Source organism: Citrobacter sp. wls757, assembly GCF_005280935.1.
GTDB lineage: Bacteria > Pseudomonadota > Gammaproteobacteria > Enterobacterales > Enterobacteriaceae > Citrobacter > Citrobacter portucalensis.
Genome location: NZ_SZWU01000069.1, coordinates 108,824 through 122,146, shown reverse-complemented (window position 1 = coordinate 122,146; position 13,323 = coordinate 108,824). Strand labels below are relative to the sequence as shown.

Below are 13,323 nucleotides of genomic sequence, written 5' to 3'. Positions count from 1 at the left end.
GGCAGCCGCCGTTCTGGCCTTCAGCGGGAACTGATAAGTCGCGATGTGATGCCCGGCTTCGCTGTATGACGTGCGGGAATCTTTCGTCACGGTGACGTTAAGGAACGCTTCGCGCGCATCCAGCTCCGGCAGTGCGCATTGCAGCAGCGCGTCGCTGTTGGGAGGAACGTCGCGCAGTTTTATCTGCTGAACAGAGAGCGTATCTCCTTCGGCGCGAACCTCAATATGCAAGGTGTAGTCGTCAAGCGTGGTGAACCAGAGTTTGTTTTCTACCCGTAGCTCGCCGCGGGCCAGATCCTGTGCGCGCACTTTCACCGGCGCAATTACCTGCTTGTACTCTTTCAGTCCCGGTCCTGGGGTTTGATCGGAATAAATCAGGCCATCAAGGCAGAAGTTGTAGTTGTTCGGATAGTCGCCGTAGTCGCCGCCATATTTGTACCAGACGTTGCCGTCGTCATCTTTAGCCTGAATCCCGTGATCGCACCATTCCCAGACATAGTGCCCCTGAATGCAATCATGCTGATAGAAGACGTTCTGATATTCTGTTAGCCCGCCGGGACCGTTGCCCATGGCGTGAGCATATTCACAGATGATGCGCGGTTTAGGATGCGGATATTCACCAAACTCATTCATCAGCGGCACGCGGGTGTACATGGTGGAGATGATATCCACCACTTCAGCGTCACGATCTTCTTCGTAATGGATCAGACGCGTGTCATCCAGCGCTTTCGCAGCGTGATACATGGCGCGGATGTTACAGCCGTATCCGGATTCGTTACCGAGCGACCAGATGATGATCGAAGGGTGATTTTTCTGCGCATGGACGTGGCGCACGATGCGCTCAACGTAGACATTTTCCCACAGTGGATCGTCGGTGATCCGACTGATATCGCCGATATTGGCGAAGCCGTGAGATTCAACGTCTGTTTCGGCCATCACGAACAGGCCGTAGATATCGCACAATTCATAGAAACGCGGATCGTTCGGGTAATGGGCGGTGCGTACGGAGTTGATGTTGTGCTGCTTCATTAACAGCAGATCTTTTTCAACGCGATCCATACCGACCGCGCGGCCCTTAAGATGATCGTTATCGTGGCGGTTAACGCCATGCAGCATCACGTAGCGGTTATTGATGTAAAACAGACCGTCGCGAACTTTAATATCGCGGAATCCAACGCGCTGTGGCACGACCTCAAGGATGTTGCCGCTGGCATCTTTCAGCGTCATCACCAGATGGTAGAGATACGGCGATTCCGCAGACCACTGCTGCGGCGCGCTAACCTTGAAATGAAAAGCGGTCTGCGTTTGTTTATCCACCTTCAGGGTGTTAATCACACCGCTATGCAGCGCCTTCTCACCGTCAAACAAGGTGTATTCCAGCGACGCTATCGCTGGCGTGGAGGCCAGGTTTTCCAGCGCAATGTCGCAGGAGAGGGTGGCGTCGCGATAGTCATCATCGAACTCGGTGCGAACGGTAAAATCCTGAATGTGGGTCGCCTGTTTGCCGACCAGATAGACGTCGCGGAAAATTCCCGCCGACCACCACATATCCTGGTCTTCAACGTAGGTGGAATCAGCCCATTGCATTACGCGAACGCACAGCAGGTTATCACCGGTCTTCACCACCGCGCTGATATCAAATTCGGCCGTCAGGCGACTGCCTTTGCTGAAGCCAACGTACTGACCATTCACGTAAACTTCGAAGTAGGTTTCTACGCCATCAAACTTAATCAGCGTCTGTTTGCCCTGCCAGCCTTCGCTGAGGGTGAAAATACGCTGATAGGCCCCGGTGGGGTTATTGGTCGGAACGTAGGGGACATCAATCGGGAAAGGAAAACCTTCGTCGGTATACTGCAGCTTGCCGTGTCCTTCCATCTGCCACATGCCGGGGACGGTGATGCTGCCCCAGTCACTCATAAACTGCGACGTAAAGGCTTCCGGCACCTGCAGCGGATGCTCAAAGAACTGAAAATTCCACTGACCGCTTAGCAGCTGAAAGAGACTGCTGGTTTCGCGGGCAAACGAGCGAGCCTGCGCAACGGAGTCGTAAGAGAAAAAATATGCGCGTGGCGCCAGTCGATTTTCGTGGGTGAGCTGAATGTTTTCCCAGCGATTCATAAGGCCTCCCGGTGGAGAAAAATCGGAACCATTCATTGTAATGGTGGGTAAGTGTAATTGATGGTGATTTTAGTAAAAGTTTTACTAAAATATAGCGGGTGAGGTGATTTACTTTAACTGGATCACGAAAATAATTCGGACGCGGAAAAGAATGCATGACAATGCGCGCCCGGCATCAGAAGAAACCGGGCGGGTTAACGGGGGATTTCAGCGGGTGGTGCCGCGCAGTTTCAGCTTGCTGGGAACAAAAACCAGCAGGGGGAGCGCACGCCCGTCACGGGCTTTTTCGAACAGCAGGTTGACGCCCTGACTGCCCATCATTTCCGAATGAATGCGAAAGGTGGAAAGCGGAGGAAAGGTGAAACGCGCCGTTGGGATATCATTAACGCTAATCAGCGAAATATCCTGCGGAATATTCAGACCACGCTCGTGGATGGCGCGCAGAACGCCAATGGCAATCGAGTCTGAAGCCACAAACAGGGCGCTGGGATAGTCGGGTTTCGCCAGCATTTCTTTAGCCAGTTCATAGCCTGATGAACTGGAGAAACCGCCGCGATAGATATCCTGTTCAGAAACGACCTGCTGCAGACGACCGTATTCGACAAACGCGGCTTCGCGGATATCGGCCTTGCCTGGCTGGTCTTCGCCACCGATGAAACCAATGCGGGTGACGCCCTGGGCAATGAAGAAGTCGATGCTCTCTTTGCTGATGCGTGCCAGATCGATATCGACGGCGTCATATTCGCTGCCGGATTCATGGAAATCGATAAAGCAGATGTTGTCGGTAAGCGCTGTTGCCGCCTCGCGCAGAGCGGGAGAAGGTTTGCCGACAATAAGAATGCCGGTAATGTGTTTGCTCTCCGGCAGACCACTGTGCTCATAGCAGTTGGTCAGTTCGATCCCGAGTTTCTCACACTGGGTTTCAATCCCATGGCGGATCGCGAGGTAGTAAGGATCGTTGATTTCCAAATCTTGCTGATAGCTGTAGAGCGCCAGAATATGTTGGGGGCCGAGCGCGCTGGTCTGGTTCTTTCGGGCGCTGCTGGTTTTGTACTCCAGCTTTTCCGCGATCTCCAGAATGCGATGCTTAGTCTCTTCTTTTACATTCAGCGTGGGGTCATCGTTTAAAACCCGGGACACTGTCGCCAGGGACACGCCAGCTTCGATTGCGATGTCTTTAAGTGTTGCCATGTTTGCCTTTTCCCTGAGTTACCTGCGCATTGTAAATGAAGTGCTTATCTATTCATCTGTTTTCAGTAAAAAAAGCATGATTAATTGACATGCTCGGGGTAAAACTGGGCTTTCAGAGTGTGATGAGTACGTCATTTTCCCGCTTTTGAGAACAATGCCCGGAAAATATTTTGCTAGTATTTAGTAAAATTTTACCAAAGGAGAAAACAATGGATACCGTCGCATTTGCTGATTTTGCCCGAATGGAAATACGTGTTGGAAAAATCGCACAGGTAAAGCGCCATGACAATGCCGATAAGCTGTATATCGTACAGGTAGATGTGGGAGAGCGTACGCTGCAAACCGTAACCAGCCTGGTGCCTTACTACAGTGAAGAGGAGTTGATGGGCAAAACGGTGGTGGTGCTGTGTAATCTGCAAAAGGCCAAAATGCGCGGTGAGACATCAGAGTGCATGCTGCTGTGTGCGGAAACCGACGACGGTAGTGAAAGCGTACTGTTGACGCCAGAACGCCTTATGCCTGCTGGTGTGCGGATTGTTTAAGTTAGGTTAATTGCCGGATGGCGGCTACGCCTTATCCGGCCTACAAAAGAGTGTCTTCTATAGGCCGGGTAAGGTTGTTACATTTGCTCCACGCTCACCCGTAATGCTGCCAGGGCTTTGCGCGTCGATCGCAATACCAGATCGCATTGCTCGATCGTTAACGTCAACGGTGGTTCGATGCGGATCGTCTTTGCATTATTAAGTGTGCCGGCAACCAGCACCCGCTGGCGGAACATCTCACTGGCAAAGTTGTAGCCGATTTCATTATCGACAAACTCAATCGCCATCAGCATTCCCTTACCGCGTACATCATGCACCAGGTCCGGGTATTCCCGCGCAAGCTGGCGGAAACCATCCAGCAACATATCGCCTTTCTGCTCCGCCTGAGCCGGTAAATTTTGCTCCAGCAGGACGTTAATGGTGGCCAGCGCAGCTGCACAAGCGAGCGGGTTGCCGCCAAACGTGGTGGTATGCAGGAAAGGATTGTCGAACAGGACGGAGAACACCTCTTCGGTGGCAATGGTCGCGCCAATTGGCATCACACCGCCGCCCAACGCTTTGGCCAGGCACATAATGTCGGGTTGCACGTTTTCGTGTTCGCAGGCGAACATCTTGCCGGTACGCCCCATGCCGGTTTGCACTTCGTCAAGGATCATCAGCGCGCCAAACTCATCGCAAAGTTTACGAACGGCGGTCAAATAACCTTGCGGCGGCAGGATCACCCCTCCTTCACCCTGGATCGGCTCGAGGATCACAGCTGCGACATCGTCACCGGTCTTTTTACACTCGCTGAGCATGGTGCGCATTGCGTTAATATCGCCAAACGGCACATGACGGAAGCCCGGCAGCAGCGGCATAAAAGGTTTACGGAAGGTGGATTTAGCCGTAGCGGACAGCGCGCCCAGTGATTTACCGTGGAATGCGCCGCTGGTGGCAATAAACGTAAATTTACCGCGCGGCGATTGATATGCTTTCGCCAGCTTCAGGGCGGCTTCAACCGACTCGGTCCCGCTGTTACAGAAAAAACTGTATTTCAGTTTACCGGGCGCCAGTGCGGCGAGGGTTTTTGCCAGCATGGCCCGCAGAGGGTCAAGTAACTCCTGGCTGTGCAGAGGTTGTTTCGCGAGTTGATTCTGTACGGCGGAAACCACGACTGGATTACGGTGCCCCACGTTGAAAATTCCAAAACCACCCAGGCAATCGACGAACTCCTGCCCCTGGGTGTCGACAAGCGTATTCAGGCTTCCCGCTTGCCACTCTACGGCTCCGTAATCCCCGCCTGCAGTTACAGATTTTCGATACTCTAAGAACCCCGGATTGACATGCTCCTTGAAGTACTCAATCACCTCTTTGTTCAATGATTTCATTTCCTCATGATCAAGCGTGCGCTTTTCAATGAGATTCAGTGCGTGTGCGCTGCAGGCCAGGGCCGATGCGCTGGAAGGTAACCTGTTCAAAATATGCTCCCGGAGCTCGCGTATCACATGATACTGATTTAAGTATTGCAGGGATTGCGCCATTCCGGCGCGCTTAGCAAAAATCGGGATAAACACCAGGAAATATCTCATTTGCGCAACATTTAATGCCATGTTTTAACATTTGCTGGCATTTTGCCCAGGTCAGAAGCCTGAAAACAGATCGAATAAACGCAAATTTGCGCTAAAAATGGGCAATATTTGCACTGTGACGGTGCGCTGGTAGAAGTGACGTTGAATAGTTACTAGATGAAAGTATTTTAAATCAATGGATTAGAATGCGTACAAATTTTGAGGTTTAATCGCAAATTGCGATCTAAATCAAATTTAACAACTAAAGATAAAAAAATTATCGCCGAAATAACATAAGCCGAAAGAGTTAACAACCAGATAACCTGCACAGGACGCAATCATGTCTTCTCATCCCTACGTTAGTCAGCAAAATACACCGCTGGATGATGATATCACCCTCATGTCTACCACCGATTTACAAAGCTATATCACCCATGCGAACGATACATTTGTCCAGGTCAGTGGCTATCAGCTGAATGAATTGCTCGATAAGCCGCACAATCAGGTTCGTCATCCGGACATGCCAAAAGCGGCGTTTGCGGATATGTGGTACACCCTGAAGCAGGGCGAGCCATGGAGCGGGATTGTGAAAAACCGGCGTAAGAATGGCGATCACTACTGGGTGAGGGCCAATGCGGTGCCGATGGTGCGGGAAGGACGCGTGACCGGGTATATGTCGATTCGTACCCGGGCAACTGACGAGGAAATTGCGGCGGTAGAGCCTTTATATAAAGCGCTGAACGAAGGACGTTGCAACCGGCGTATTCATAAAGGGCTGGTGGTACGCAAAGGCTGGCTGGGTAAACTGCCGGCGATGCCGATTCGCTGGCGGGTGCGCAGCGTGATGGCATTCCTGTTTGTCCTGCTAGCGGTCGCATTGCAGCAAATGGGCGCCGAATGGCCGTTACTGCTGATGAGCGCGTTGGTGATGGTGCTGGGAACGGCTATTTTCGAATGGCAAATTGTGCGTCCTATTGAGAATGTCACCCGTCAGGCGCTGAAAGTGGCGACCGGTGAGCGGAACAGCGTGTCGCATCTTAACCGTAGTGATGAACTAGGCCTGATGCTACGAGCAGTGGGCCAGCTTGGGTTAATGTGTCGCTGGCTCATTCACGACGTCTCCAGCCAGGTGAGTTGCGTGCGCAGCGACAGCGAAACGCTGGCGAAAGGCAGCGACGATTTAAACAAGCATACGCAGCAGACCGTCGAGAACGTGCAGGAAACGGTGACCACCATGAATCAGATGGCGGCATCGGTGAAACAAAACTCAGAGACCGCCGCCGCGGCCGATAAGCTCTCTATTGCCGCCAGCAGCGCGGCAACGCACGGCGGTGAGGCGATGGATACCGTCATCAAAACCATGGACGATATCGCCAACAGCACCCAGCGGATCGGCACCATTACGACGCTGATTAACGATATTGCCTTCCAGACCAACATTCTGGCTTTGAATGCCGCTGTTGAAGCCGCGCGGGCGGGCGAGCAAGGGAAAGGGTTCGCCGTGGTGGCGGGAGAAGTACGTCATCTTGCTAGCCGTAGCGCCAGTGCAGCCAATGATATCCGCAAGTTGATTGATGCCAGCGCTGACAAGGTGCAGTCCGGATCTGACCAGGTTCACGCCGCAGGACGCACGATGGACGATATTGTGGCGCAGGTGCAAAACGTCACTCAGCTGATCGCCCAAATCAGCCACTCCACGCTGGAACAGTCAGATGGTCTTTCCAGCCTGACCCGCGCGGTGAATGAATTAAGCAACATTACACAGAAAAACGCCGAACTGGTTGAAGAGAGTGCGCAGATTTCCGCGATGGTGAAACATCGCGCGGGTCGTCTGGAAGATGCGGTTACGGTGCTGCATTAATACTAAAAATACAGGCGGAACGTCAGGCATATGGGTTCCGCCTGCTGTGCAGATTAATCCAGCTGAGTAATATCCAGCGCAGCGCGATCGATAATACCGATGATTTTTTTGATCTGCGCATCGCTGGTATCACCATGATTGACGCGTAGATCCAGCACGGCTTTGAAGTTTTCCAGCGCGCGTTTCATCTGTGGATTTTTGCGTAATTCAAAACCTACGCAGCGGGCTTTAATCCGTTCGTGGATATGTTCCAGATGTTCACGGTTCTCATCCAGCCACTGCTGGCCCTGAGTCGTGATCGCAATCTGTTTACGCCCACCTTCCTCGTCGCTGACGGTGATCAGTGCCTGATCCTGCAAGAAATCCAGCGTTGGATAGATAACGCCCGGGCTTGGGGTGTAATTACCCTGGGTCAGGGTTTCAATCGCTTTAATCAGCTCATAGCCGTGGCTGGCGTCGCGGGTCAAGATATCCAGAATCACCAGGCGTAATTCGCCGTGGCCGAAGAACCGCTGACGACGACCCCCTCCGCCGCCACCACGACCGTGGCGATGTCCGCAACCCTGCTCGTGGTGATGTTCTTTGTTACAGCCTTCATGGCGATGTTCTTCACCTTTGCAGCAACCTGCATGGTGCTCGTTGTGGCGGCCTTCATGGTGATGTCCTTCACCCTTGCAGCAGCCTTCGTGTTGGTGCTCTGAGTGCTTACAGCAACCTTCATGATGGTTTTGCATCATCGTCTCCTGATGTTGTTTAGATATATCTAATTTATATCTAAAAACTATCAGTTTGCAAGTCTACAAATAAAATGTTTTATAACATTATGATTATTATCTATTTTTATTTGTCTGTGATAACTGGGTAATCATAAGTTAACTATATCAAAAAGTGCTTGCAATATTTTTGATTAGCAATCATTATCATTTAAAAAATCAATTTAGATATATCGTATTATCTTCACAAGGCGAAAAAATGACAAAAAACATCTCACGCTACCCACAGCGCGTTCGCAATGAACTGCGTTTTCGAGAACTTACTGTCCTGCGCGTAGAGCGTATTAGCGCGGGCTTTCAGCGTATTGTACTGGGCGGTGACGCTCTGGACGGTTTTAGCTCACACGGCTTTGACGACCATACCAAGGTCTTTTTCCCTGAACCGGGCAGCAACTTTGTACCACCTGTCGTCACCGATGAAGGCATTGTCTGGGCTGACGGTGTACGTCCGTTATCCCGTGACTACACGCCGTTGTATGACGAAACACGCCATGAGCTGGCACTGGATTTCTATATTCATGACGGCGGCGTGGCAAGTACATGGGCGATGAATGCCCGTGGGGGTGACAAGCTGACGATTGGCGGGCCGCGCGGTTCTTTGGTGGTACCAGAGGACTATGCGTATCAGGTTTACGTGTGTGATGAGTCGGGAATGCCCGCGTTGCGCCGACGCCTGGAGTCGCTCAGCCGTTTGGCGGTACGTCCGCACGTCACGGCGCTGGTTAGCGTGCAGGATGCAGCCTACCAGGACTATTTTGCCCATCTCGACGGATTTACTCTTCAGTGGTTTATCGGCCATGATGAGCAGGCGGTGAATGAACACTTATCGCGGCTAAGCGTGCCCGCAGACGATTATTTCATCTGGATCACCGGCGAAGGCAAGGTGGTCAAAAACCTGAGTGCTCGTTTTGAAACCGAGGCGTTCGATCAGCAACGGGTTCGTGCAGCGGCTTACTGGCATCAACGCCGTTAATTAGTAATTAGAGGGCGGAACGCCAAACGCCTGGCGGAATGCGTAGCTAAATGCCGCGGTGCTTGAATACCCAACGTCGAGTGCCACGGCGGTTACGCTTTTATTTTTCTTCAGCATTAATACCGATTCAAGTATTCGCATTTTTTGCTTCCAGACGCTGAAAGGCAATCCGGTTTCTTTTTTGAAATGGCGTGAAAAGGTACGGGCAGACATACCCAAATGCTGCGCCCAGTATTCAACCGAATGCTCCAGTGCGGGGGATTCTTGTATTGTTCGGCAGACTTTGGTTAATTCGCGATCCTGCGGCCAGGGTAATACAAAAGCGACTTCCGGGAGTTGCAGAATAATATCGACCAGCACACTAACCAGCTTGCCCTCTTTTGACTGACTATCATAATGGCCTGAAATTGAATTCGTGGCGTAATGAATAAACTCTCTGGCGAAATCACTGATAGCCACTACTTTGCATTCATTGATGCTCTCTTCAAGAAAACCCGGTTTAATATCCAGATTTTCTAAATACACATCATCTAATGCCCAAACCGCATGCTCCGTATTATTTGGGATCCAAATGCCATAATGCGCCGGGATTATCCAGCACTTACCGGCAACATCAATGCGCATGCTGCCTTTGCGGGCGAAATGAAACTGCATAAAAGAGTGTGAATGCTGCGGTACATGGTGGTTGGCTTCCAGGACATAAGAGCGAAAGAATACGTCCTGCGGCAGTTCGGTCATGGAGTTATCCGGGAAGGAGTTCCACTGTTTTTGCGCGAGAGTTTCCATAAATGAATCGTCAATGCTCCCGATGGTGTGTCCGCTGCTCGATAGATCTTGTCCGCGGATCATAATACATACACTCTTTTTTCCATAATAATCTTGCGTAATAATTTTTAGCCCACTTTTGGTAAATACCATGAACTCGCTTTGTTCAGATGCTGTCATCGTCAATGAAACAAATGATAACTGGACCCGAATGGGAAAAGAGCTGCTTTCGCAAGCGGATATCAGAATTAATGGCTCGCGCGCCTGGGACATTCAACTTCATCATACCGGTTTCTTTAAACGGGTATTGCAACAAGGCTCATTAGGGCTTGGCGAAAGCTATATGGAAGGCTGGTGGGACTGCGAACGGCTCGATATTCTGTTCTGCAAAATCCTGAAAGCAAAACTCGACCAGCAGATGCCAGGTAATCTGAAAGATATTTTACGCATTGCCAGCGCACGCCTGTTTAATTTGCAGTCACGGAGCCGCGCATGGATCGTCGGTAAAGAACATTATGATATTGGTAACGATCTCTTTGCGCTGATGCTTGATCCGCATATGCAATATTCCTGCGGTTACTGGAAAGACGCGACCACCTTAGACGATGCGCAAAATGCCAAATTAAAAATGATCTGCGAGAAGCTGCAGCTTAAGCCGGGTATGCGTTTACTCGATATCGGTTGTGGATGGGGCGGGTTGGCAGAATATGCGGCGCGTCATTATGGCGTGGCGGTAGAAGGCGTTACCATTTCCAAAGAGCAGCAGAAAATGGCGCAGCAGCGCTGTGAAGGGCTGGACGTTAACATTCTGCTGCAGGATTATCGCGATCTTGATAAACACTACGATCGCATTGTGTCCGTGGGGATGTTTGAACATGTCGGGCCGAAAAACTACGACACCTATTTCAGCATCGCCGACCGTTGTTTAAAACCAGACGGACTGTTCCTGCTGCATACTATTGGCAGCAATAAAAAAGGGATGAGCGTCGATCCGTGGATCAATAAATACATTTTCCCGAACGGTTGCTTACCGGCAATTTCCCATATTGCCGAGGCCAGCGAATCACGGTTTGTGATGGAGGACTGGCATAACTTCGGCAGCGATTATGATAAAACGCTGATGGCCTGGCATGAGCGCTTTAATCAGGCCTGGCCGGAACTGTCTTCACGTTACTCCGCCACCTTCAGAAGAATGTTTAATTATTATTTATGTGCCTGCGCAGGGGCTTTCCGCGCCAGAGATATTGAGCTTTGGCAGGTGCTGTTTAGCCGCGGCGTAGAGGGCGGGATCCGCGTTTATCGTTAACGTTCTGCCGGATGGCGGCGCAAGCGCCTTATCCGGCCTACAAAAGTTTGCACTCATCGGTCTGATAAGCGTAGCGCATCAGGCATATCTTCGCCGGATGGCGGCGTAAACGCCTTATCCGGCCTACATAGGTTTGTACTCGTAGGCCTGATAAGCGAAGCGCATCAGGCGTATTTTTGCCGGATGGCGGCGCAAGCGCCTTATCCGGCCTACATAGGTTTGTACTCGTAGGCCTGATAAGCGAAGCGCATCAGGCGTATTTTTGCCGGATGGCGGCGCAAGCGCCTTATCCGGCCTACAAAGGTTTGTACTCGCAGGCCTGATAAGCGCAGCGCATCAGGCGTATCTTCGCCGGATGGCGGCGCAAGCGCCTTATCCGGCCTACATAGGTTTGTACTCGTAGGCCTGATAAGCGAAGCGCATCAGGCGTATTTTTGCCGGATGGCGGCGCAAGCGCCTTATCCGGCCTACATAGGTTTGTACTCGTAGGCCTGATAAGCGAAGCGCATCAGGCACTTATGGCTTAGCTCAATTCACTCTCTGCCAGCGCTTTAAATACCATCGCGACGGCGTGCGCGCCGGGGTCCATATTTCCGAGCAGGCTTTCACTGCTCAGATACGATGCGCGACCCGCATTGGCTTTGCTCGACAAACAGGTTCGTTCGGCTCCCGCTTGCGCGGCGTCGAATGCAGCCTGCAAATTTTGCGGTTGTGCGAGCAGCGAAGTCAGGGCCGGTTGCAGTGCATCAATCATGGTGCGATCGCCTTCGTCTGCGCCGCCGTAAAACTTCATCTGCGCCAGTCCCGTATTCAGGGCTTCGGCAACGTTAGCTCCCTGTTCCAGTTTCTGCCCGGCGGCGGTAAAGAAAATAGACATCAGCACACCGCTGGAACCGCCCATCACCACGGTCAGACGTTCGCCAATCAGCGCAAACAGCGTGGCAAGGTTATCCAGCGGCAACTGCTGACGATGTAGCAGGCTGGCAATTTCCCGCGCGCCTGCGGCAAAGGTTGAACCGGTATCGCCATCGCCGACTTTGGCATCAAGCGCATTAAGATGGGTCTCCAGATCGGAAAGGGTTGTGGTGACAAGCTCCACAATCCCGGCCACCAGGGCGTTCGCCGAAGGCTGGAATTCCACGCGTGCGCTACGCTGAGATGACGGTACACAGCTGATTTCACGCGGTGGGACCGGCATCGGCCAGTTACTGGTTTCCACCTCTGTGAGCAGCGCTTTTTCGATGCTCTCTTCCAGCACGATAGCCGTCAGTGAAAAGCCTTTCATATCCAGCGCGGTAACCAGCGAGGCCGGGCCAATCAGCCAGTCGATACGCGGATGCAGCGGACTGCTGGCCAGTTCGCGGGTAATTATGGCCATTTCGGCAACAGAAACGCCGCCAAGATTGTTAATCATCACCGCCAGACGGCCGGTTTCAGGCAGGGCAGCCAGCAGTTTATCCACCATCAGGTTCACCACCTGCGCACTGTTCTGGGTGTCGATGACCGAGGCGCCTGGTTCGCCGTGAATGCCCATACCCAGCTCCGCGTGGCCCGGATGATGACGCGGGGCGGCGTCGGTTTCTTGCGGCAGATGACAGCTGGAAAGCGCAACGCCCAGACTGAAGGTGTTATTGGCCGCGTATTGCGCTTCACGCAGGACGGTGGCGAGGTTGTAGCCGCGTTCGGCAAAATAGCCCGCGATTTTATGCACCAGGATGGTTCCCGCAATGCCGCGCGGGTGTTTGTTATCCGGCAGGGAGATGTCATCGCCGACAATCAGCATTTCAACGTTGTAACCAAGGCGACGGGCTTTCTCGGCGGCAAGACCGAAATTAAGACGGTCACCGGTGTAATTTTTCACGATCAACAAACAGCCCGCCTCACCGGTTACCGCCTGAATGGCGGTCAGTACCGCATCTACGCTCGGGGAAGCGAACACGTCGCCACAGACTGCGGCGGTTAGCATACCTTTACCGATAAACCCAACGTGCGCGGGTTCGTGCCCTGAACCGCCGCCGGAAATGATCGCCACGTTATTTTTGTTGAGGTCACGACGGACCACGATGCGAATGGCCGGATCGCTTTCCAGACGCGCCAGGTTATTCCACGGGCTGGCGATAATCGTACCGTCGATGACGTCGCTCACGAGATGGGTGCGTTGATTAAAAAAGAATTGAGACATAACGGCTCCTTGAGGTTGAGTGTAAGACAAACCCCCGGAAGCATGGTCATGGTGCGGAGGCGATA

Annotated in this window: 10 protein-coding genes; 4 read left to right on the top strand and 6 right to left on the bottom strand. The window is 52.3% G+C overall.

Features of this window, described 5'->3' with window-relative positions; translation table 11 throughout:
• Positions 1–2,118: beta-galactosidase subunit alpha (gene ebgA / locus FDW94_RS19375; RefSeq protein ID WP_249358645.1), on the bottom strand; the 2,118-nt coding region annotated here is incomplete at its 3' end.
• 207 nt (positions 2,119–2,325) lie between these two features.
• Positions 2,326–3,309: a transcriptional regulator EbgR gene (gene ebgR / locus FDW94_RS19370; RefSeq protein ID WP_137378107.1), complete on the bottom strand. Its 984-nt coding sequence runs from the start codon at positions 3,307–3,309 to the stop codon at positions 2,326–2,328.
• A gap of 209 nt (positions 3,310–3,518) precedes the next feature.
• Here ebgR and FDW94_RS19365 point away from each other — a divergent pair, with 209 nt between their 5' ends.
• Positions 3,519–3,851 carry a tRNA-binding protein gene (locus FDW94_RS19365; protein WP_016157522.1) on the top strand — a complete coding sequence of 111 codons (333 nt, stop codon included), beginning with the start codon at positions 3,519–3,521 and terminating at the stop codon, positions 3,849–3,851.
• A gap of 77 nt (positions 3,852–3,928) precedes the next feature.
• Here FDW94_RS19365 and ygjG read toward each other — a convergent pair whose 3' ends face one another.
• Positions 3,929–5,308 (bottom strand): putrescine aminotransferase, encoded by a 1,380-nt coding sequence (gene ygjG, locus FDW94_RS19360; protein WP_057067552.1) that lies wholly within the window; start codon positions 5,306–5,308, stop codon positions 3,929–3,931.
• A 430-nt stretch (positions 5,309–5,738) separates the two neighbouring features.
• Between ygjG and FDW94_RS19355 the strand changes: the two genes are divergently transcribed.
• Entirely contained in the window at positions 5,739–7,259 is a 1,521-nt protein-coding gene (locus FDW94_RS19355) for a PAS domain-containing methyl-accepting chemotaxis protein (RefSeq protein ID WP_079934933.1), read from the top strand.
• 53 nt (positions 7,260–7,312) lie between these two features.
• Here the strand turns inward: FDW94_RS19355 and FDW94_RS19350 are convergent, their stop codons facing one another.
• Positions 7,313–7,996: a PadR family transcriptional regulator gene (locus tag FDW94_RS19350; RefSeq protein WP_167820709.1), complete on the bottom strand. Its 684-nt coding sequence runs from the start codon at positions 7,994–7,996 to the stop codon at positions 7,313–7,315.
• Between the two features lie 235 nt (positions 7,997–8,231).
• Between FDW94_RS19350 and FDW94_RS19345 the strand changes: the two genes are divergently transcribed.
• Positions 8,232–9,005: a siderophore-interacting protein gene (locus tag FDW94_RS19345; protein ID WP_057067405.1), complete on the top strand. Its 774-nt coding sequence runs from the start codon at positions 8,232–8,234 to the stop codon at positions 9,003–9,005.
• On the opposite strand, the gene FDW94_RS19340 is transcribed toward FDW94_RS19345, so the two are convergent.
• Positions 9,006–9,854, bottom strand: a complete 849-nt coding sequence (locus tag FDW94_RS19340) for a helix-turn-helix transcriptional regulator (RefSeq protein ID WP_003828520.1) — start codon at positions 9,852–9,854, stop codon at positions 9,006–9,008. It abuts the gene before it with no gap.
• Positions 9,855–9,921: 67 nt separating this feature from the next.
• Between FDW94_RS19340 and cfa the strand changes: the two genes are divergently transcribed.
• Entirely contained in the window at positions 9,922–11,076 is a 1,155-nt protein-coding gene (cfa, locus tag FDW94_RS19335; protein ID WP_008785859.1) for a cyclopropane fatty acyl phospholipid synthase, read from the top strand.
• A gap of 523 nt (positions 11,077–11,599) precedes the next feature.
• On the opposite strand, the gene FDW94_RS19330 is transcribed toward cfa, so the two are convergent.
• Positions 11,600–13,258, bottom strand: a complete 1,659-nt coding sequence (locus tag FDW94_RS19330) for a glycerone kinase (RefSeq protein WP_137378106.1) — start codon at positions 13,256–13,258, stop codon at positions 11,600–11,602.
• Positions 13,259–13,323 lie beyond the last annotated feature (65 nt).

Bases quoted from the DNA above. Each gene is read 5' to 3' on its own strand.
- ebgR (WP_137378107.1), bottom strand. From the start codon at position 3,309: ATGGCAACACTTAAAGACATCGCAATCGAAGCTGGCGTGTCCCTGGCG.
- FDW94_RS19330 (WP_137378106.1), bottom strand. From the start codon at position 13,258: ATGTCTCAATTCTTTTTTAATCAACGCACCCATCTCGTGAGCGACGTC.
- cfa (WP_008785859.1), top strand. From the start codon at position 9,922: ATGAACTCGCTTTGTTCAGATGCTGTCATCGTCAATGAAACAAATGAT.
- FDW94_RS19340 (WP_003828520.1), bottom strand. From the start codon at position 9,854: ATGATCCGCGGACAAGATCTATCGAGCAGCGGACACACCATCGGGAGC.
- FDW94_RS19365 (WP_016157522.1), top strand. From the start codon at position 3,519: ATGGATACCGTCGCATTTGCTGATTTTGCCCGAATGGAAATACGTGTT.
- FDW94_RS19350 (WP_167820709.1), bottom strand. From the start codon at position 7,996: ATGATGCAAAACCATCATGAAGGTTGCTGTAAGCACTCAGAGCACCAA.
- FDW94_RS19345 (WP_057067405.1), top strand. From the start codon at position 8,232: ATGACAAAAAACATCTCACGCTACCCACAGCGCGTTCGCAATGAACTG.
- FDW94_RS19355 (WP_079934933.1), top strand. From the start codon at position 5,739: ATGTCTTCTCATCCCTACGTTAGTCAGCAAAATACACCGCTGGATGAT.